The following is a 21,153-nucleotide window of genomic DNA, read 5'->3' as shown; positions in this document are numbered from 1 at the left end:
CTGAAAGCAGGTTTTCCTTGCTGCGTCTGCAATACACAGAAAAGCCCCGCCCCGGGAAAGGGACGGGATATAAAATTGGGAATCCGTGACTGTTGATTAAAATGATGGTACTGCGTATCGGATGTACTGTTATAGAATATTCTCGTTATGAAATTAGGATGGAGTCGGGTGTATTGCTCTATTAAGTTTGATTGAAAGGGAGAAGTTTATGGAATCGTTTTTACAGCTTGTTGTAAGTGGAATCTCGATGGGCTGCATTTATTGTCTTGTAGCGGTAGAGTTCTCACTCATCTGGAACGCGAGCGGACTTATAAACTTCGGGCACGATAGTTTCATTATGTTCGGAGCATATGTTTTTGCTGGTTCCATGATTTTAAGAGCAAATCTGAGCGTTCCGGCGGCGATTATCAGTTCCCTTGTTTTTATGGCGGCTTTCGGGGTACTGGTGGCTGTGACTATTTTTATCCCGCTGAGCCGGCTGGGTTCCGACATATTCGCCGTGATGGGAACCATCATGCTCGCAAAGATTATCAGTGAAAGCGTAAGACTGTTTTACGGCGCGGCGCCGTTTTCTCTTCCCGGTTTTCTGGGAGGAACCGTAAAATTTGGAAATGTTGTTATGGGAAGGGTCAGCTTTTATATCATTTTCATTACCATTGTTACCTTGATTTGTATCCATCTGCTGTTCTCAAAAACGAAAATCGGCCGCGCGATGCGCTGTGTGGCGCAGGATAAGGACGCGGCTTCGCTGATGGGGATAAACGTACAGCGCAACATTATGGCGACCGTGGCGCTGAGCTCGGCGATATGCGGGATCATCGGCGTTTTGATTATTCCGCTTTTCAGCGTCGACCTTAATATGGCGTCCATGATCGGGCTGAAGGGATTCGCTTCGGGGATCATCGGCGGCTTCGGATCGATGCCGGGCGCGATGGTGGGCGGAATTTTAATCGGTTTGATCGAAAACCTTTATACCGGAATCGGCCCTGCAATTTACAAAGATGTTGTTGCGTTTTTGCTGATGATCATATTCCTGATGATAAAGCCTAAGGGAATTATGGCAAAGAAAAATCTGTAACATCATCTGAAAAGGAAAGCGAGGGAATGAATTTTTATGAAAAAAAAGGGGATTGTCCAACTGGCAGCGATTTTTTTGCTGTTGATCTTATTCCTGTTGGTTCCTGTGTTTGTGAAACAGACATATCTGATCATATTGTTTGACAATACGTTTATCAATATTATTATTTTAGTGGGTTTAAACTTCATAACCGGCCTGATGGGAGAAACCAATCTGGGAACGGCCGGAATCATGGCGCTGGGCGCGTACACCTTTTCCCTGTTTTGTACGCGGCTGTCTTTCTCCCCGTGGATTGGGCTGCTCTGCGCAGTCGTGATGGGGATCCTGATCGGCTTCGGGCTCGGCTGGCCGAGTCTGCGGATGAAGGGGATTTACCTTTCGCTGACCACGCTTGGCTTTGGGGAAATCGTAAGGCTGGTCCTGAACAATCTCGCCAATGTGACAGGCGGCTCGACGGGTGTCACCAATATCCCCTCTTTAAACATTTTCGGACATGTACTGACCTCCGCCATGGATTTCTATTATTTTATCCTCGTCTGCGTAATCATTATTTTGGCGGTCACCTATAAAATCATTCATTCAAAATGGGGACGGGCGATCAAGGCGATCAAGGACAACGACGTTGCCGTGGAAGCCTGCGGCATCGAGATTTCCAAAATAAAAATTTTAGCCTTTACCCTCTGCAGCGTTTACGGCTGCATCGGCGGCGCTCTGTATGCGCAGCTCATGGGGTATATCAGCCCTTCGGATTTTACTCTGAATTCATCCGTTACCTATCTCATGATGCTGATGATCGGAGGGATCGGTTCCGTTCCGGGCAATATCATCGGAGCGTTTATTGTAACCATGCTTCCGGAGCTTCTGAGATTCCTCAAGGATTACTACTGGATCACCTTCAGCGCTATCATTTTGATATTCTCCGTTTTGCTTCCGAACGGCCTTGTCTCTGTCTTTAAGAAATTCGCCGGCCGGTTCGGTTCCGCGCTGACCAGGAAGGAGGAATAAAGGATGCCCGAAATCTTAGAAATCAGCAGCCTGACAAAAAAATTCGGCGGGTTGACCGCCGTAAATGATTTCACCATGCAGATGGAAAAAAGGAAGATCCATGCGTTGATCGGGCCAAACGGCTCCGGAAAAACGACCACGATCAATATGATCAGCGGCGTGCTGCAGGCAAACTCCGGCACCATATTGTTTGACGGGCAGGATATTACCAAGAACACGACGAATAAGATTGCGAATCTCGGCGTCATCAGAACTTTTCAGAATATCAAGCTGTTCAAATCCCTTTCGGTCGTGGAGAACGTCATGGTCGGCGGGCACAAGGATACCCATATGGGCCTGCTTCATTCCCTGGTGGACGTCAGGGGCTCCCTGAAAGAAGAAAGCGCTTTAAAGGAAAGGGCGGAAGAAGTATTGAACTTCATTTCGCTTTACAATGTAAAAGATGAAAATGTAAACAATCTTCCCTACGGGCAGCAAAAAATGGTCGAGCTGGCAAGGGCCATGATGGGCCAGCCAAAGCTGCTGCTTTTGGACGAGCCCGCGGCCGGGCTGAATCCGACGGAAAGGGTCCAGCTCATGGAGCTCCTTCAGAAAATATACGACGGGGGAGTGGAATTATTTCTTGTAGAGCACAATATGGACGTCGTCATGAATTTCTGCCAGAAGATCACCGTTTTATCCTTTGGAGTCAAAATCGCGGAGGGAACGCCAAATGAGGTGCAGAATAACGACGAGGTAATCAAGGCGTATCTGGGCAAGAAATATAAAAAGCAAGGAGTGGATGAGGTACAATGAATGCCGTTCTGAGCGTCGAAGACATGGATGTTTACTATGGGAAGGTAAAAGCACTGAACAGTATAACGGTTTCGATCAACGAGGGAGAAATCGTTTCAATCATTGGATCCAACGGAGCCGGTAAGACGACGCTGATGAAATCCATTATGGGCCTTGTGAAGCTGGCAAAAGGCCAGATTACATTTATGGGCAAAACGGTCAGTAATTTCAAAACCCATAATATTGTCAACGAGGGAATTGTTTACGTACCGGAAGGAAGAAGAATTTTTCCGGAACTGACCGTATTTGAAAATTTGCAGATGGGAGCTTATTCCAAAAAATACAGTCCGGCCGAATATAAAAATAAAGTCGAAGAAGTGTATGAAATTTTTCCGAAGCTCAAGCAAAGATCCGCGCAGATGGGGGGCTCGCTGAGCGGAGGGGAACAGCAGATGCTTGCCATCGGAAGGGCGCTGATGGCTTCTCCGAAGCTGCTGCTGCTGGACGAACCGTCCCTGGGACTCGCCCCGATCATCATTGACGATATTTTTAACGTCATTATTGAAATCAACAAGCAAAAGCATATTCCCATCATACTCGTGGAACAGAACGCCTATATGGCGTTGAGCATCTCCACAAGAGCCTACATTTTGGAGATCGGCGATATTAAATATCAGGGCGACGCCAAAGAACTCTCTGAAAGCTCCGTCATCAAAAAAGCGTATCTTGGGGGATAGCGGTTTCCTTGCTACAGGAGATTTTTAAATTAAAGGGTGAGCTTCTGTGTATATTGATTTTCCTCCGGCAGACGTCCTCGTGCGCGGCATGGACCAAATCCGGATTCCCTCTATGGTTACCGTTGAACAAAAATATGATCCGGCGAATATCCGGGATATTTCTTCCCATATCCGCCGCCAAATGGAAGACAATCTGAAAAACAAAGGACAGTATTGGAATAAAAGGCTCTGCCTGACGGTTGGAAGCCGGGGAATTCCTCATCTTGACCGGATCGTCCGCACTGTATGCGACATTCTGAAAGAATGGGGAGCAAAACCGTTTATTATCCCCGCGATGGGCAGCCACGGCGGCGCTACGGCCGACGGGCAAAAGGAAGTGCTGGCCGGCTACAACATTACGGAGGACAGTATGGGGGTCCCCGTCCTGTCCTCCATGGATGTTGTGGAATATGCGCGATTGGATGACGGTACCAAACTGTACTGTGACAAATACGCCAGCGAATCAGACGGCATCATCCTGCTGAACAAGGTAAAGCCCCATACGGATTTTCGCGGCGCGCACGAGAGCGGGCTGGCAAAAATGATTGCGATCGGCCTTGCCAAGCATATCGGCGCTTCTTCCTTCCACCGGGTGGGCCTGGACCGATTTGCCGGGCTGATCCCGGAAGCCGCCGGGAAATTTCTAAAGCTGATGCCGGTTGCCTTCGGCATTGGGATCGTTCAGAACGCCTATGATGAGCTTTGCGCGATCGAAGTCATGGAAAAAGAAAAGATTATGGAGAAAGACAGGGAATTGCTTGTCCTTGCCAAAGAAAAAATCGCAAAATTCAAGTTTGACGAATTGGATGTGCTGGTTATTGATGAAATCGGCAAAAACATAAGCGGAATGGGATTTGACCCCAATATTGTGGGAAGAAACAATTCCGGAACGCGTGATTTTTCAAAAATTCTCCGTTTGCAGAAGCTGTTTATCCGGGGCCTTTCCGAAGAATCCCATCATAACGGAGCCGGGATCGCTTCGGCGGACGTAACGACAAGGCAATGCCTTCGGAGCGTTGACTGGGGTACGACCTGGACGAATATGATCACCGCGACAACACTGAACGGAGGAAGGATCCCCCTGTATATGAACAACGACAGACAGGCGATATTGCTTGCCATCCGCACCTGCAACGGAATCGATTTTGAGGATGTAACGCTTGCGCGGATCAAGAACACGCTTTCCATGAACGAAATTGAAATTTCACAATCCTTATATAATAAAATAAAAGATAGAAAGGACATTCATTTGATCCGGGGACCTCATGAAATGCGCTTTGACGAGCATGACAATTTAATATAACGCGGGCTATGCCCCCGTGATCCAAACTTGCGCTCCGCCTTTTTTTATTGTATGCTATCCTTAAAACAGCAAAGAATATTCAGATCGCCGCATTTTTTATGATCTGTAAGATACAAGGTGGTGCGCCGTATGTCCCAGACAACCAAACGGGCTTTGGAAGCTTCCCTGAAAAACCTGCTGCTCCAAAAGCCGCTGGATAAGATAACGATCAACGATATTGCGGAGGACTGCGGCATCAGCCGCATGACCTTCTATTACCATTTCAGGGATATTTTTGATCTTGTGGAATGGTCGTGCGTAGAGGACGCGACCAAGGCTCTGGAGGGGAAAAAGACATACGATACCTGGCAGCAGGGGTTTTTGCAGATCTTTGAAGCGGTGCTTGCCAACAAGCCGTTCATCATGAATGTCTATCATTCCGTCAGCCGGGAGCAGGTGGAAATCTATCTGTACAGGCTGACCTACGACCTCCTGATCGGCGTCGTCGAAGAAAAGGCAGAGGGCATGGCCGTCCGTGACGAGGATAAAAAGTTCATTGCGGATTTCTACAAATACGGATTCGTAGGGCTGATGCTGGACTGGATCAAGAACGGCATGAAAGAGGAGCCTCAGACGATCATCGACCGGCTCAGCTCGCTGGTCCACGGCAATATCACCTCTGCTTTGGACAACTACCGCACGGATATTCCTTTATCAAAACGCCCGGAATGATCAAACTTTTTACAATTTTCGCGCTGTGATGAAATTTTCATCACAGCGCGTTTTCTGTTTATGGAAGCCCTCCGCCGGAATGGATACAATAGTTTCAGAAACCAAAACAAACGGAGGTAACTTTTATGTATTATTCCAGCGGGAATTATGAAGCGTTCGCGCGCCCGGTTAAGCCGGAAGGCGTCGATCACAAGTCCGCGTACCTTGTAGGCTCCGGCCTCGCCGCGCTGGCAGCCGCCTGTTTCCTTGTCCGCGACGGGCAGATGAAAGGCAGCCGTGTCCACATTCTGGAAAAGGACCCGATCCCGGGCGGCGCCTGCGACGGATATCTCTATGAGAAGCTGGGGTATGTCATGCGCGGCGGCAGGGAAATGGATAACCATTTCGAGTGCATGTGGGACCTGTTCCGCTCCATTCCGTCCATCGAGACGGAAGGAATCAGTGTGCTCGACGAGTACTACTGGCTGAACAAGAAGGACCCGAACTATTCGCTGATGCGCGCAACGGTCAACCGCGGCGAGGACGCGCACACCGACAAAAAATTCGGGCTTTCGGATCAGGGCGCGGAGGAGATCATGAAGCTGTTCTTCACTCCCGACGAAGAGCTTTACAATAAGCGCATCGACGAGTATTTCAGCAGCGAGGTCCTGAACTCCAATTTCTGGATGTACTGGCGCACGATGTTCGCCTTTGAAAACTGGCATTCCGCTCTGGAGATGAAGCTGTATATCAAGCGCTTTATCCATCACGTGGGCGGCCTTCCCGATTTCACGGCGCTGCGTTTTACCAAATACAATCAGTACGAATCCATGATCCTGCCCATGATCAAATATCTGGAATCCAACGGGGTGCAGTTCCACTACGGCACCAGAGTCGTCAATGTGGAGTTCGATATTCGGAAGGACAGAAAAACGGCGAAGCGCGTGATCGTCCTTCACGACGGCAAGACGGAGAATATCGATCTGACCGAGGATGATCTGATCTTTATCACCAACGGCGGCTGCGTGGAGAATTCCTCCCTCGGCGGCCAGAACGCGCCCGCCCCGTTCAACACGGAGATCAAAGCGGGCGGCGGCTGGGATATGTGGCGGAAGATCGCCGCACAGGATCCGGCCTTCGGCCATCCGGACAAATTCTGCCATAATCCGGAACAGAGCAACTGGATGAGCGCCACCGTCACCACCCTGGACGGAAACATTCCGCCGTATATCCAGAAAATCTGCAGGCGCGACCCGTTTTCCGGGAAGGTGGTCACCGGCGGGATCGTCACGGCAAAGGATTCCAACTGGCTTTTAAGCTGGACGTTCAACCGCCAGCCGCAGTTCCGCTCCCAGCCGAAGGGGCAGCTTGTGGGCTGGATTTACGGCCTGTTCAGCGACAAGCCCGGCAATTACGTCAAAAAAAGCATGCGGGAATGCACCGGTAAGGAAATCTGCATGGAGTGGCTGTATCATATGGGAGTACCGGAGGCTGAAATTCCCGTGCTTGCCGAAAAGAGCGCCAACACGATTCCCTGCATGATGCCGTACATCACCGCGTTCTTCATGCCCAGGGCAAAAGGGGACCGCCCGCTGGTCGTCCCGAAGGGCGCCGTCAATTTCGCTTTTCTCGGCCAGTTCGCCGAGACCGCGCGCGACACCATTTTCACCACCGAATATTCCATCCGCACCGGCATGGAAGCGGTGTATACCCTGTTGGATATCGACCGCGGCGTGCCGGAGGTCTGGGGCAGCGTGTATGACGTGCGGGACCTGCTGAATTCCACCGTATCCCTGCGCGACGGCAAGAAAATGACCGATATGGAGCTTGGGTTCAAAGAGAGGCTTGCCATGAAGCTGCTTCTGAAAAAAACCGAGGGCACCGACATTGAAAAGCTTCTGAAAGAGCATCACGTGGTTTAAAGGATGATTACAATCACGCCCCTGCGGTCCGACGGCCGCAGGGGCGTGACGTATCCAAAGCCGCCGGTTATTCATCCAGGCTTTCAAACCGTGCGATATAGTGAAATTTCAGCAGAGACGTCATACTCGGGTTGACGACCTCGATTTGATCGAGCTGACGGAATGCAATGCCTGCTTCCAGACGGATTTCTCTTTCCTCTCCCTTTTTCAGGTCATAATGCTCCGGCTGGCCGTTTTGCAGCGGTGCGGACCATGTGCCGCCGTCCGGGTCGTAGGCGCTGTGGTTCAGGCGCAGCTTTCCCTCCAGCACGGTGATGCTGTACACGCATTTTCCCGCCTGCACCGGAAGCAGGCAGGAACTGGACCGGAAGCTCATCTGGCCGCTCAGCGTAACGATATCGTCCATATGCCGGCATTTCAGCACGTTCCCGGCCGATTTTTCACTGGGCATATTTTCCGGCACGATCATAACGATGCATTTCGCGTATTTTACGACATAGGCTGCAACCGAGCCGATTTTCTGGGACAGGCCGGTCTTTGTGGATTTGGTCATCACGATAATATCGATTTCATCCTGCTCTGCACATTCGAGGATCTGATCGCCGGCCCGCCCGAAAACGACCTGCTTACGCACGGGATAGCCCGGCAGCTGTCCGGCCACCGCGTCCAAGGTGGATTTCAGCTGCGCTTTGGATTTTTGCAGTTCCTCTTCCGAATACATCGTTTCCGTATCTTCCCGGACCATAAGCAGTACGATGCTCACATCCTCCGGCGTATAGAGCGATTTGATCAGACCGACCGCCTGCAGGCTCCGCGCTGTTCCGTCGATCGGAAGTAAAACCCTTCTCATAACAACACCTCCGTAAACTCAATGATTTCCGGGAAAACGGCGTCCCCCGGCTCGTTTTAAAAAAGCTTCCCCGTTGTGTAACCCATCGAAAAACAAAGAAGTCCGGCTGCCAGCGACAATACGATAAACAGGAGGGACTCCCTGACGGCGTCGTGCTGCATGAGCTGCACGCTTTCAACGGTAAAGGTGGAAAAGGTGGTAAAGGCGCCGCAAAAGCCGTCGCCCAGAAGCAGGTAGGAATTTCCGCTGATGCCCAGCCCGCAAAAAACTCCCAGGAGGAATGCGCCCGACAGGTTGATAAAAAAGGTACCGAAGGGAAAGGTATGATTTTTTCTTTTTGAAAAGGCGGCTCCGATCTGATAGCGGGCGATTGCGCCGCAGACGCCGCCGACGCTCAGTAGGACGAAATCCATCAGGCGGCGCGCCTCCGTTCCATCCGCTTTGCGGTTCTGATCCCGAGCCACGCGGCGGCAAGGCCCGGCAGGACGGAAGCAAAAACGTAAACCGCCGAAAGAAGGACATCCCCGGAAAGGCCCAGCAAAACAGCTTCTTTGCAAAGGGTTGAAAACGTGGTATATCCTCCCAGCAGGCCCGTGGTGATACCCAGGCGCACTTCGGCGCTCACCGGGAATTTTTTTGCGAACAGGATGGTCAGAAAGCCTAATAAAAAGCTCCCGCTCACGTTAATCAGGATCGTGAGAATGGGACGGTAAAGTTCGTCAAAGGGCAGAGGAAGCTGATGGACCGCGTACCTCAGGATGGTTCCGGCCGCCCCTCCGACCGCGACAGCGATATTTTTTTTCATAGATACCCCCCAATTTGGCATTTCCATTGCTGCGACCAGGCCTTATTTGCATTCCTGTTTTTACAAACAGGGCCTGAACTGTAAATTTTTCTGTTTTGCGGAAGAGGAAAATAAAAAGCTGACCACTTTCTATGATTCCCATAGAAGTCATCAGCTGAAAAGCAATTTTAGCAGCGCTAAGGGAGAACTTCATTCCCGTTTCTGCATTATAGCAAATTATGACGGATTTTTCAACCTTTTCTCCGTTTGCGTACGGCTTATAAGGAAAAATGCAGGCAGGCGCCATCCACTGAACGGAATTTTATTGCCCATTGATTTTTATAAAAGCATGTTCTATAATAGCCTTGGGAATGAAGTACTCCCACGGTAATACCGAAATGCGTGAAAGCTGATGACTTCTGTTTGGAAGCCACCGGCTTTTTTGTCGTTATCAGACTGTGGCGCCCGGAAAAGGCCGCGGCAGCGCGGTGGCTTCCGCATCATAAAAAACAAAAGAAGGTGCGGTATGGAAGGAATCAATCCTGCCTCCGGTCCGAAGGCCGTCCGGCAGGACAGGAAAACAGACGCCGTCGTCCTCGTCGGTGTCGGAAAGCTGGGAAAGGCGCTGATGAGCTACGCGGGCTATTCCGCATACGACCTTGATATTCTTGCCGGGTTTGACATTGACCCGAAAATCATCAAAAAAGGCGCGTACGGAAAGCCGGTGTACCCTGTTGGCAGACTGAATGAAATCTGCCGCCGGCTGGACGCGAAAATCGGAGTGATCACGACGCCCGGAAGCTGTGCGCAGCCGGTATGCGACGCGCTGGTAAAAGCCGGAATCGTCGCGGTCTGGAATTATTCCTCGGTACGGCTGAAGGCACCGCCGCATGTAATGGTGCATCACGAGGATATGACCGGTTCGCTCCGACGTCTTGCCGAGTATGCGTCAAAGCACTAAAAACAGGAAGAGGTGTGCAATGTGTTTTACAGTATCTTGTTTCCGGCTGAGGAGCAGTGGAAAAACCCGAGGAAGGAAGCTGCGCCGGACTGCTTCAGGGACCTTTATCTTGACCAGATCTTCCGGCCGATCCTGAACAGCAGAAAAGAATACGGACTCGAAAGCTTCTTCTACACTTCGCTTCGCGACAGCGATACCCTTATTTACCGGCAGAAAGTCATGCGGGAGCTGGAAGACGACGGGCTGCGCGGATTCTTTTCCGATTTTTCACAATCCATCTATCGCCTCAGCCAATCCATGGAAGCCATCAAAAAATCGCTCACGTCCGAAAACAGCTATGAAAATCATTATCTGACCAAGGGACGTCTGCTCGACTGTGCGGACAGCTACTGTACGGAGCTTGCCGGGCTGGCGGATGGGCTGCGGGACCGGACGCTTTGCTCGGACGGACTGCGCGGCTTTATGCGGTATCTGGCCGCCTATACCGGGACGGAGGCGTTCACGGAGCTTCGGGGACAGATCGGCCGGCTGCGCGAACAGCTTTCTTCCGTGGAATACTGCATGCTGATCAAAAACGGGGTCCTCCGTGTCCGGAAATATGAGGGGCAGGAAGATCACAGTAAGGAAATTCTCAGGCTGTTCGACAAATTCCGCCAGGGGGACGGGACGGATTACCGCCGCAAGCTTTCCGAAGAACCGTACGCGCAGCATGTGGAGGCGGCCGTGCTGAATATGGTCGCCTCCTGGTACAGGGACATTTTTGAGAATCTGGACCATTTCTGTTTAAAATATCTTGATTTTATCGACCCGACCGTCTCGCGGTTTTCCCGTGAAATTCAGTTCTACTTCTCCTGGCTGGAATATATCCGGCCGCATCGCGGGAAGGGGCTCCCGTTCTGTTACCCGAAATTGTGCGAAAACGCGGAACACCTTTACGACAGGGACGGCTTTGATCTGGCTTTGGCTTCTTCCATGGGAGATGCCGGGCAGCCGGTGACGAATGATTTTGTGCTGAATACACCGGAGCGGATCATCGTCGTGACCGGGCCCAATCAGGGCGGAAAGACGACCTTTGCCCGTGCCTTCGGGCAGATCCATTATCTCTCCTGCCTGGGGCTGTGCGTGCCGGGAAGGGAAGCGGCGATCCTCCTTTTTGACAGTATCCTCACCCATTTTGGACGGGAGGAGGATTTGTCCACCCGGAACGGAAAGCTGCAGGACGATCTCGAACGTCTTCACGGGCTTCTCGGGCGCGCTACCTCCCGGAGCATCATCGTCATCAACGAGATTTTTTCCTCCACCACTTTGACGGACGCGCTGCTGCTGGGGGGCCGCATGATGGACGCCCTTGCGAAGCTGGGCGCTCCCGCCGTGTGCGTCACCTTTATCGACGAGCTGGCCGCACACGGGGAGGAAACGGTTAGCATGATGAGCTCGGTCCGGGAGGACGACCCGGCGGTAAGAACTTTTCGGATTACCCGCAGGCCGCCCGACGGCCTTGCCTATGCGATGCACATCGCGGGAAAATACGGGCTGACCTATGAGCAGCTCTGCGAAAGGCTGCGCGGCGGACTCTGCGGCAGTCATAAGGGAGGCTGAAATTTTGAAAGTACACTTGATGGATCAGGATACGGATTTCAATCCGCAGGAGAAACCCTGTTTTGGGAAGGACACGCTGATCGCCGATCTTGAGTTTTCCCGCATCCTTTCGGCGATGGCGCGGGACGACACCATGATTCGGGAGGCGTGCGGCTCGGCCCTGTTTTGTCCTTTGCGGACCGACCGGGAAATCCGCTATCGTCAGGAGGTCCTGAAGGACTGCATCAACAACCCCGAAACAGTGAGAAAGCTTTATGATATTACGGTTGAGACAATGGAGCGGAAACACAAATCCTGGTCGTGGCTGTCCACACGGCAGAATTTATCCGGCAATTTTTCCAGCGCGGTCGATTTATTGAAAATATACACGGAAATGCTGATGAAAATGCGCAATGCCACCGATGCGGATATGCGGAATTTCCATTCCGAAGGCTTTAAAAATTTTATCTCCATGCTGTGGCGGGAGCTCGGCGACGATTATTTTTTACAGATTCATTCGCTTCTGAATGAGCTGAAGGATGAAAAGGGGATGCTGATCAGCGCCGGACTCGGCAATTACAATCAGGGAATCGATTATGTGATGCGGCGCAAAGAGAAAACGCATTTCTGGCGCCACTGGCATTTTGCCCCGTCCTTTACGCTGGCGCCCCGTGACGACTCGGGGGCTTCCGATTTCGGCAACCGCCGCGCCCGTGCGATGAATGAAAGCATCAATGTGCTGGCGCAGTCGGCGGAGCACGTGGAAAGCTTTTTCGTTATCCTTCAAAAGGAGCTTGCCTTTTACGTCGGCTGCCTGAATTTATACGACAGGCTCCGGACCGCCGGCATGCCGGTCTGTATTCCCGAGCTGCTCCCGCTGGAAGCGGAGAGCCGGAAATACGATGAGCTGTACGACGTCAGCCTCGCCCTGTTAAAGGATTCGGGAGTAACGGGAAACGAACTGAATGCGGAAAATCAGCGGCTTTATATCATTACGGGAGCCAATCAGGGAGGAAAATCCACCTTTCTCAGAAGCGTCGGGCAGGCACAGCTTATGATGCAGTGCGGGATGTTCGTCGGCGCGCAAAATTACCGGGCGCCGATACGGAACGGCGTATTTACGCACTTCAAAAAAGAGGAAGATACCACGATGACAAGCGGGAAGCTGGATGAGGAGCTTGCCCGCATGAGTGAGATTGCCGACCGCCTGACTCCCGGGGCTCTGGTTCTGTTCAATGAATCGTTCGCCGCCACCAATGAGCGGGAGGGCTCCGAAATCTGCCGCCAGATTACAAAGGCGCTCACGGACAACGGGATAGAAATCTTTTTCGTGACGCATCTTTATACCTTCGCGTCCGCCTTTTTCAGCCCGCGGTACCCGAAGGTTCAGTTCCTTAGCGCGCAAAGGCTTGAAAACGGAGAACGTACGTTTAAAATCGTGCCGGGGGAACCTCTTCAGACGGCTTACGGAGAAGACCTGTACCGGAAAATATTCGGACCGGAGGCGTAACGCCCCGCCGTCCGTCAGAAAAAGCTGACCTGCTCGAATTCGGGCGCTTTTTTCCGCTCAAAAGCGGTCCCCTCCGAAAGAAGGTCCGCGGGCAGGCCGGAAAGGAAGGGCGAGCGCGGGGAGGAAGTCAGAAGGACCAGCTCGTCCTGCGCCCGTGTCATGCCGACGTAAAAGAGCCGGCGTTCCTCGTCTGGGTCACCGTCGCCCCGCCGGTTTTTCAGCGGGATCGTTCCGTCCTTTACGCCGCTGACAAACACAACGGGGAATTCGAGCCCCTTGGACGCGTGCAGGGTCATGAGCGAAACCGCGTCCGGCGAATAGCTTCTCCCGCCGCTGCGCACGATGTCGCCTTCCCGCCCGAGCAGAAGATTCTGCAGGAGGGAGGGCATTTTTTCGTGCAGAACGGCCATGTTGAGAAACAGCTCCATGCTCCGTACCTCCTGAAGCCCGTTATCGCCGATCCAGGTTTCTATCAGCTTCTGCGGTTTCCCGCTGCGGACGAGAGGTCCGTATTTGCGGAGCAGTTCGGAGAATGTTAGCGGATTTCCCGGGGAAGAGGGGAGTGTTTCCAAAAGCGCCGAAAGGGACGCGGCGCTTTTATCCGTTCCGGCGTAGTCCTCCAGCACCCGCTGCGTCCGGCCGCCGGGGCAGACGCCCCATTCCTTCAGGCACAGCCGAAGGGAGATCAGGTCCGCGGGGTCGAGCAGAAAGCGGAAAAAGGCGACCGCTTTGCGTACCTCGCGGTCGGAAAGGAATTCATCCCGTCCGGCGACCAGATACGGGATGCCCTCTTTCCGAAGGCATTGTTCTAAAAGCTCCGCTTGACGGTTGGTCCGGTACAGCACGGCGATATCGGAAAAGCTCCTCGTCTGCTCCGGAAAAGGCTTTTTCCCTTTTGGGCGGGACGAAGCATGCGCGTCGAGCATATCGATGCCGCCGACCATGCGGTTGATCTCTTTGGCAATGAAAATCGCTTCCGGCAGCTCGCCGTCCGCCTCCAGAAGACGCACGCGGGCGCCGCTGCTCCTTTGCGCCTCAAGAGGCGGTTCCGCGGTGCTTCTTTCCGGCAGAACGGACCGGGAGCATCCAATGATTTCGGGGGTGGAGCGGTAATTCTGCGTGAGCCGTACCCGGAGCGCCCCGGAAAAATTCCCAAAGAACCGGTCGAAGCAGCGGGAATCCGAGCCCCGGAATCCGTAAATGGACTGATCCGGGTCCCCGATTACGAAAATTCCCGCACTGTTTTTCCCCCACTCCTGTATCAGGCGGTACTGGACGGGATTGATATCCTGAAATTCATCCACCAGAAGATAGGAAAAAGCGTTCCTGAGTTTTTTCTCCTCCCTGCTTCCCAGTTCTCCGTTTTGGAACAGGTTCAGCGTGTTCAGGAGGATGTCGTCATAGTCCAGCACGCCGTACCGCGCAAGCTGTTCACAGTACCGGTCATAGACCCCCTCCGGGACTTCCTCAGCTTCTTCCGGCAGCCGCGCGCCGCTTTTGATCAGGGAAATCTCCCTGAAAACATCCCGCGGGGACGCTTTGAGCCCGAGGTCCTTCAAAAGGTCCGCGAGAATGGAGAGCGCGTCCTGCTCGCCAATGACGGTGGGCGCTGCCGCCCCCTTTCTTCCGGAGAGAATCTGCAGGCAGATGGAGTGGAACGTCCCGATGTGCATGCTTTTCACGGTCCGCCTGTCCCCGAAATACGCGGCAAGGCGGGACCGCATTTCCTCCGCAGCCCGGTTTGTGAACGTGACGGCGGTAATCTGCGCGGGGGATACGCCGCATTCCCGGACGAGGCGGACGATCCGGCTCACGAGCGTCCGTGTTTTGCCGGTGCCGGGTCCGGCGATCACCGCGACGGTGGAGTCGGAGGCGGAGACGGCCTCCCGCTGCTCCCGGTTCAATCCGCTGAAAGCGTCCGGAGCGGCGGCCGGAACCGCGCCCGCCTCTTTTTTCCGCGGCGGCGCGTTCTCTGCTTCCGATCCCGCCGGGGGGCTGTCCGTCCGGCCTTTTCGCTTTCCTGTATTCTCCGCAGCGGACGGATCGCCCCGCTTTTCCCTGAAAAGACTGGTCTGGCCGGAAAGCAGGCCGATCTCCTGCCGATCCAGGATTTTGATCTTCCCGTATTCCCCGTCGAATCCGGGCAGAACGGTTACCTTCCCGCCGCGGAGCCGGCGGATGCCCTCGGCGACCAGCGGGCCTGCCGCAAGCTCAATGTCGCCCAGCGGCGCCTCGCGCAGGATAAAAAGCTCCGGGCCAAGGCTGCGGATCAGGCCGCCGTACCTTTCCCCGACCTTCTTGCTTGCGGCCGTGAAGCCGGTCGACGCCGCAATCACCTCCCGCAGAGGGATCAGGCTTTCAAAACGCTTGGCCGAAGGGGGGATATAGCCCTCCTCCCTGTCCGCAAGCGATTCCACCCGATGCAGCACCCCCACCGTGATCCTGCCGCCGCACACAGGGCAGACGCCCGAAGCAGCCAGGGTATCCGCCGGTTTCAGACACACCCCGCAGTTCCGGTGTCCGTCGTAGTGGTACTTTCCTTCCTCGGGGAAAAACTCGATCGTGCCGGAAAACTCCTTTGTGTCACGGTTCCGGAGCGCCCGCGAGATATCCGGGTAGGAAAGGCCGGTGTCGAAAAGGTTTGCCTCCCGCGCAAGGTTCCCCGGCGAATGGGCGTCCGAATTGGAAACCAGCGTGAAGCGGTCCAGTGCGGAGACGCGCCAGTTCATGGGCGGGTCGGAGGAAAGCCCGGTTTCGAGCGCGTGGATGTGTCCCGTCAGGTCCCCGAAGCATTCCTCGATCTCATCGAAACCGGAATAGGCGCCGAACAGGGAAAAATGCGGAGTCCAGATGTGGGCGGGAATAAAGATGGCGTCGGGGCACACGTCCAGCGTGATTTCCAGAAGATCCCTGCTGTCGAGGCCGAGAATCGGCCTGCCGTCGGAGTGCAGATTGCCGATGGCCTCAAGCCTGTGGGAAAGGGCTTCGGCGCTTTCCAGATTGGGAAGAAGAATGACATTATGTACCTTCCGGACCTTTCCGTTCTTTTTATAAATGGAGCTGATTTCGCCGGAGATCATGAAACGGGGCTTCCCGCCGCTTCCCCCAATATCGTCCTCCCGGCGAAAGCTGTCTTTTAGGGTATAAAGGCCCTCTTCGGCCGGGATGAGCTTTTCCCGGAGCTCCTCCCGCCAGGCCGGATGGGTGAAGTCCCCCGTTCCGAGCAGGTCGAGACCCTTGCGCCGCGCCCACAGCTCCAGCATTTCGGGAACGCAGTCCCTGCTGGTGGCCCGGGAATATTTTGAATGGATATGAAAATCGGCAATAAACATCGTTAACACCTGCGTTTTATCTTGAATTTACCCCTATTATAGCATAAAAGCGTGAAAAACCACACGCGGACTTTGTGTTGGGAAAATCAGGAAAAGGGATCCGTTTGACAAGCATTTTCCGATGCTTTATAATTGTTTCAATAATTTTTTTTGTTGTTACAAAAGGATAGGAGGAAGCATGAAGCAGCGGAGAGAACAGATCGTGGAGCTTGTCAACAGCGAGGGCGCCGTCAGCTTTGCGAAATTGAAGGTTGCGTTTCCGGAGGTTTCGGAAATGACCCTGCGCAACGATCTGAAGTTTCTGGATCAGGCCCGCCAGATCGTCCGCGTGCACGGCGGAGCGAAATCGGTGGAGGTCGTGATCGGAACAGACGATCTGTTTTATAAGCGCAGTACGCGGAATATGGAAAAGAAGCGTCAAATTACCGAAAAAGCGGTAAAGCTCCTGCGCCCGGGAACGTCCGTCTTCCTCGATTCCGGAACGACGGCTACGGAGCTGGCCCGTGTTTTCCCCGATGAATCCTACCTGATTTTTACCGGAGGGATCAGCTGCGCGCTGGAGCTGGCGCGTCTGACACAGTCGCAGATCCACGTTCTCGGCGGGCAGATGAACCGTTTCAGCCTGAGCGTGAACGGGATCGGCTGCGTGAAAGCGGTTGAAAATGTCAATTTCAGCATCGCGTTTCTGGGCGTGACCGGTTACAGTCAGGAAACGGGCTTCAACTGCGGCGTGGAGGACGAGAACGAACTGAAAAAGGCGGTTGTCCGCAAGTCCGAAAGGGTAGTCGCTTTAATGGATTCCGGGAAAGTAGGCATTGCCAACACCTTTACTTTTGCAACGCTCAAGGACATCGATATTGTGGTTTCCGACGATGGTCTGGACCCCGAAACGAAGAATTTTTTTCAATCCCACGGAATAGAAGTTCTCTGAAGAATCGTTCTTAAAACAATCGTTATTCCAGAAAAATGCTTTTGTATTATTAAAACAAAAGCATTTTTTTATTTTTCTGAACAAATTTGTGGATTTAGTAAAAAAATTCTGTTAAAACTTAGAAAATTTGCCACTTGAATCACAAAATGATTGTTGATATTATAATAAAGTGTTTTGAAACAATAATTTTTCGACAATATTCTATAAAATTCTTGGAGATTCAATATGATAACAACAGTGACACTTAATCCCGCAATAGACAAGACGATAGAAATTCCGAATTTTACCCCGAACATGGTCAACCGGATTGCAGCCATGCGCCTTGATCCCGGCGGAAAGGGAATCAACGTCAGCAAGGTGATTGCTTCGATGGGTGGAACCAGCCGTGCAGTGACGGTGCTGGGGGGAGCTACGGGTTCTAAAATTGCAGACGCTTTGAAAGAGGTAAACCTGCAGCCCGATTTTATTTTCACCAATCAGGAAACGCGGACCAATACAAAAATAATTGACCCGGTCCGCCATACCAATACGGACATCAACGAACTTGGCGAAGCCATGGAGGAAAGCGTTCAGCGGGCTGTTCTCGCAAAGCTGAAGGACGGGCTGAAAAAAGACGACATCCTTGTGCTGGCGGGCAGCGTGCCCGCAGGCGCGCCCCGTACTTTGTACCGTGACTGGATTTTTGAGTGCGCAGCCATGGGGGCGAAAATGTTTCTGGACGCCGACGGCGATCTGCTGAAATTTGGAGTAGAGGCGGCGCCTTATCTGATTAAGCCCAACAGGGAGGAACTCTCGAAGCTGCTCAAAAATCCTTTGAATACGCTGGAAGAAACCGTAACGGCCGCTAAAACGCTGGTTCGCAGCGGAATCCGAAAGGTTGCGGTTTCTTTGGGCGGAGACGGTGCACTGCTGGTTACCGAGCAGGAAGTTTTCTATGCTGAGGGGCTGCATGTGCCGGTGGGGAGCACGGTGGGAGCCGGGGACTCCATGGTGGCCGCTTTCGCCTACGGCGAGGAAACCGGGATGAGTACTTTGGAAATCTTCCGCTTGGCAATGGCGGCAGGGGCCGCAAGCGTTATGTGCGCCGGCACACAGTCCGCAACCCGTTCCTCAATTGAAAAGCTGCTGCCGTTGGTAAAAGTTCAATCTTTAAACTGATTGGTTATTGAATAGGAGGTTAAACATGAAAACGAAAGCATTACGCCTGTACGGCGCATCCGACCTGCGCTTGGAAAAATTTGAGCTGCCTGAGATTAAGGAGGATGAAATTCTTGTTAAGGTGGTATCCGACAGTATCTGCATGTCCACCTACAAATGTGCTATTCTGGGTGAAAAACATAAGCGCGTTCCGGCCAATGTCGCCCAGCACCCCACGATTATGGGCCATGAGTTTGCCGGCGATATTATAAAGGTAGGAAAAATGCATCAGGACAAATTCCGCCCCGGCATGAAATTTACCCTGCAGCCCGCGCTGAATTACAAGGGGACCATGTGGTCGCCCGGCTACTCCTATGAATTTTTCGGAGGGGATGCAACCTATTGCATCATTCCCCATGAGGTAATGGAACTGGGCTGCCTTCTGGAATATAGGGGAAAAGCTTATTATGAAGCCTCTTTGGCGGAACCGATGTCCTGCTCTATCGGGGCATTCCATGCCTGTTACCATACGAAAATGGGTGTTTACCACCATGAAATGGGAATTAAGGAAGGCGGCAGTCTTGCACTTCTGGCAGGAGCGGGACCTATGGGCTTAGGCGCGCTGACTTATGCGCTGCACAGTGACCGCCGCCCTTCGACTGTCACGGTGACCGATATCAATGAAGATCGTTTAACCCGCGCCAGAGCCCTGTTTTCTGCGGGGGAAGCAAAGAGGGATGGGATAGAGTTGCATTTTGTCAATACCTCTGATATGGAAAATCCGGCGGTGGAGCTGAAAAAACTGGCGGGCGGCGGCTATGACGACGTTTTCGCATACGCTCCGGTACCGAGCGTAGTAGAATTGGCTTCCGCCGTACTGGGACGTGACGGCTGTCTGAACTTCTTTGCGGGTCCTACTGACTCCAATTTCAGCGCGAAGATGAATTTCTATGACGTCCATTACAATTCCACCCATGTGATGGGGACCACTGGCGGAAATACTGCGGATATGCTGGAGTCCCTGGAACTGACGGCGGCCGGAAGGATCAACCCGGCGGTTATGGTTACCCATATTGGCGGACTGGACAGCGCCGGGGAAACAACCCTGAATCTTCCGAAAATTCCCGGAGGCAAAAAGGTCATTTATACCCATATTGAAATGCCGCTGACGGCTATCAGCGATTTCCGCGAAAAGGGAAAAGAGGATGAGCGATTTGCGGTCCTTGCGGATATTGTGGAAGCGAACAACGGTCTTTGGTGCGGCAAAGCGGAGGAGTATCTGCTGAGAAAATGGGAGCAGGTCGATTAATCATCATGCGCGAAACGGATCAGTGTGTGCAGATTTTTCAGAATGGAGAAGGTAGCTATGAGTGTGGGAATCAAGATTGAAGATGCGGTCAAAAAGTACGGACAGAATACGGTTATTCCCGATTTGTCGCTGGACATCCGCAACGGGGAGCTGTTTACCCTTCTGGGACCGTCCGGCTGCGGAAAAACGACGTTGCTCCGAATGATTGCGGGCTTTAACAGCATTGAGGGCGGCCGGTTCTACTTTAACGACAAACAGATCAATGACATGGACCCCAGCAAGCGAAATATCGGAATGGTTTTTCAAAACTACGCAATTTTCCCCAACATGTCTGTCCGGAAAAATGTAGAATTCGGATTGAAAAGCAAAAAAGTACCGCTGGAGACGATTCGGACGGAAACAGACAAATTTTTAAAGCTGGTGCATGTGGATCAGTATGCCGATCGGATGCCGGACAGGCTTTCCGGCGGGCAGCAACAGCGCGTGGCGCTGGCCAGAGCGCTGGTCATCCGTCCGGATGTTTTGCTGATGGACGAGCCTTTATCCAACTTGGATGCGAAGCTTCGCGTGGAAATGCGTACGGTCATTAAGCATATTCAGCGGGATGTGGGAATCACTACGGTCTATGTCACCCACGATCAGGAAGAAGCCATGGCAATTTCCGACCGGATCGCCGTTATGAAGGACGGCGTCATCCATCACTGTGGAGAGCCTAAAGATATTTATCAGCGTCCGGCGGACCTGTTCGTTGCAACCTTCATCGGCAAGTCTAACCTGCTCAAGGCAAAGCTTCTGACGAAAAACGGATGTTACTATCTGGAATTTCTGAACGGATACAGGGTCCCTTTCGATAAAGTACGCAGGGATGCCGCGGACAATCAGGATGTGGTGGTATCCGCCCGTCCGGAGGAACTGCTTGTACACCCCGCGGGAGAAAACACGCCCAAAGACGGCATTCGCGCGGTTATTTCGGATAGTGTTTTTTTGGGGCTGAACACGCATTACTTCGTTAAACTGGAAACGGGAGAGGAAGCAGAAGTCATTCAGGAATCCCGTATTGATTCACTTCTGCCCCCCGGCAGTGAAATCCTTTTAACCCTGAATGTGGAGAAAGCCAACGCGTTTGATGCACAGAGCACAACGAGCATCATGGAGGGGGTCAACAACAGCACGAACGCTCCGGATGAAGCTTTAAGTGGGGAGGAAAGCTGAT

The 21,153-nt window shown here is 52.8% G+C and carries 18 protein-coding genes and 2 riboswitches; of the genes, 14 read left to right on the top strand and 4 right to left on the bottom strand.

Going from position 1 to position 21,153, the window contains the following annotated elements; genetic code table 11:
- Positions 1–208 precede the first annotated feature (208 nt).
- From ACQGQ5_RS05695 to ACQGQ5_RS05665, 7 genes are all read left to right on the top strand, one after another.
- The gene (locus tag ACQGQ5_RS05695; protein WP_455735588.1) at positions 209–1,078 is read left to right on the top strand and encodes a branched-chain amino acid ABC transporter permease; all 870 of its coding nucleotides are present in this window, start codon (positions 209–211) and stop codon (positions 1,076–1,078) included.
- A gap of 111 nt (positions 1,079–1,189) precedes the next feature.
- On the top strand, positions 1,190–2,083 hold the full coding sequence (locus ACQGQ5_RS05690) for a branched-chain amino acid ABC transporter permease (protein ID WP_455735587.1): 894 nt from the start codon (positions 1,190–1,192) through the stop codon (positions 2,081–2,083).
- A 3-nt stretch (positions 2,084–2,086) separates the two neighbouring features.
- Positions 2,087–2,878: an ABC transporter ATP-binding protein gene (locus tag ACQGQ5_RS05685; protein ID WP_455735586.1), complete on the top strand. Its 792-nt coding sequence runs from the start codon at positions 2,087–2,089 to the stop codon at positions 2,876–2,878.
- Positions 2,875–3,594, top strand: a complete 720-nt coding sequence (locus ACQGQ5_RS05680) for an ABC transporter ATP-binding protein (RefSeq protein WP_455735585.1) — start codon at positions 2,875–2,877, stop codon at positions 3,592–3,594. The genes ACQGQ5_RS05685 and ACQGQ5_RS05680 overlap by 4 nt, the downstream gene beginning before the upstream one ends.
- Before the next feature lie 46 nt (positions 3,595–3,640).
- A complete protein-coding gene (locus ACQGQ5_RS05675; RefSeq protein ID WP_455735584.1) occupies positions 3,641–4,936 on the top strand; it encodes a nickel pincer cofactor-dependent isomerase, group 22 in 1,296 nt (431 codons plus the stop codon).
- A 129-nt stretch (positions 4,937–5,065) separates the two neighbouring features.
- Positions 5,066–5,647 (top strand): TetR/AcrR family transcriptional regulator, encoded by a 582-nt coding sequence (locus tag ACQGQ5_RS05670; protein ID WP_455735583.1) that lies wholly within the window; start codon positions 5,066–5,068, stop codon positions 5,645–5,647.
- A 125-nt stretch (positions 5,648–5,772) separates the two neighbouring features.
- The gene (locus ACQGQ5_RS05665) at positions 5,773–7,548 is read left to right on the top strand and encodes an oleate hydratase (protein ID WP_455735582.1); all 1,776 of its coding nucleotides are present in this window, start codon (positions 5,773–5,775) and stop codon (positions 7,546–7,548) included.
- A 67-nt stretch (positions 7,549–7,615) separates the two neighbouring features.
- Here ACQGQ5_RS05665 and ACQGQ5_RS05660 read toward each other — a convergent pair whose 3' ends face one another.
- The 3 genes from ACQGQ5_RS05660 to ACQGQ5_RS05650 are packed head-to-tail and all read right to left on the bottom strand — an operon-like array spanning position 7,616 to position 9,203.
- A complete protein-coding gene (locus tag ACQGQ5_RS05660; RefSeq protein WP_455735581.1) occupies positions 7,616–8,398 on the bottom strand; it encodes a universal stress protein in 783 nt (260 codons plus the stop codon).
- Positions 8,399–8,454: 56 nt separating this feature from the next.
- Positions 8,455–8,811, bottom strand: coding sequence for a fluoride efflux transporter CrcB (gene crcB, locus ACQGQ5_RS05655; protein WP_455735580.1), 357 nt, complete (start codon positions 8,809–8,811; stop codon positions 8,455–8,457).
- Positions 8,811–9,203: a fluoride efflux transporter FluC gene (locus ACQGQ5_RS05650; protein ID WP_455735579.1), complete on the bottom strand. Its 393-nt coding sequence runs from the start codon at positions 9,201–9,203 to the stop codon at positions 8,811–8,813. The genes crcB and ACQGQ5_RS05650 overlap by 1 nt, the downstream gene beginning before the upstream one ends.
- Before the next feature lie 134 nt (positions 9,204–9,337).
- A riboswitch (Fluoride riboswitch) is annotated at positions 9,338–9,409 on the bottom strand.
- A 131-nt stretch (positions 9,410–9,540) separates the two neighbouring features.
- Positions 9,541–9,611, top strand: a riboswitch (Fluoride riboswitch).
- Positions 9,612–9,708: 97 nt separating this feature from the next.
- Here ACQGQ5_RS05650 and ACQGQ5_RS05645 point away from each other — a divergent pair.
- From ACQGQ5_RS05645 to ACQGQ5_RS05635, 3 genes are read left to right on the top strand one after another with little or no spacing between them, the layout of a single operon-like run.
- Positions 9,709–10,143, top strand: coding sequence for a redox-sensing transcriptional repressor Rex (locus ACQGQ5_RS05645; protein WP_444659014.1), 435 nt, complete (start codon positions 9,709–9,711; stop codon positions 10,141–10,143).
- Positions 10,144–10,164: 21 nt separating this feature from the next.
- Positions 10,165–11,742: a MutS-related protein gene (locus ACQGQ5_RS05640; protein WP_455735578.1), complete on the top strand. Its 1,578-nt coding sequence runs from the start codon at positions 10,165–10,167 to the stop codon at positions 11,740–11,742.
- Positions 11,743–11,746: 4 nt separating this feature from the next.
- Entirely contained in the window at positions 11,747–13,231 is a 1,485-nt protein-coding gene (locus ACQGQ5_RS05635) for a MutS-related protein (RefSeq protein WP_455735577.1), read from the top strand.
- 14 nt (positions 13,232–13,245) lie between these two features.
- Here ACQGQ5_RS05635 and ACQGQ5_RS05630 read toward each other — a convergent pair whose 3' ends face one another.
- Positions 13,246–16,563, bottom strand: a complete 3,318-nt coding sequence (locus ACQGQ5_RS05630; RefSeq protein ID WP_455735576.1) for a UvrD-helicase domain-containing protein — start codon at positions 16,561–16,563, stop codon at positions 13,246–13,248.
- A 178-nt stretch (positions 16,564–16,741) separates the two neighbouring features.
- Between ACQGQ5_RS05630 and ACQGQ5_RS05625 the strand changes: the two genes are divergently transcribed.
- From ACQGQ5_RS05625 to ACQGQ5_RS05610, 4 genes are all read left to right on the top strand, one after another.
- Positions 16,742–17,494 (top strand): DeoR/GlpR family DNA-binding transcription regulator, encoded by a 753-nt coding sequence (locus ACQGQ5_RS05625; RefSeq protein WP_455735575.1) that lies wholly within the window; start codon positions 16,742–16,744, stop codon positions 17,492–17,494.
- Between the two features lie 225 nt (positions 17,495–17,719).
- Positions 17,720–18,652: a 1-phosphofructokinase gene (gene pfkB / locus ACQGQ5_RS05620; protein WP_455735574.1), complete on the top strand. Its 933-nt coding sequence runs from the start codon at positions 17,720–17,722 to the stop codon at positions 18,650–18,652.
- Between the two features lie 25 nt (positions 18,653–18,677).
- On the top strand, positions 18,678–19,940 hold the full coding sequence (locus ACQGQ5_RS05615) for a zinc-binding dehydrogenase (protein WP_455735573.1): 1,263 nt from the start codon (positions 18,678–18,680) through the stop codon (positions 19,938–19,940).
- A 57-nt stretch (positions 19,941–19,997) separates the two neighbouring features.
- The gene (locus ACQGQ5_RS05610; RefSeq protein ID WP_455735572.1) at positions 19,998–21,152 is read left to right on the top strand and encodes an ABC transporter ATP-binding protein; all 1,155 of its coding nucleotides are present in this window, start codon (positions 19,998–20,000) and stop codon (positions 21,150–21,152) included.
- The last annotated feature ends 1 nt before the right edge of the window (position 21,153 follow it).

The organism is Caproiciproducens sp. (genome assembly GCF_053840905.1).
Note: the sequence above shows the minus strand (reverse complement) of the source record. Positions and strands in the feature narration are given on the sequence as shown.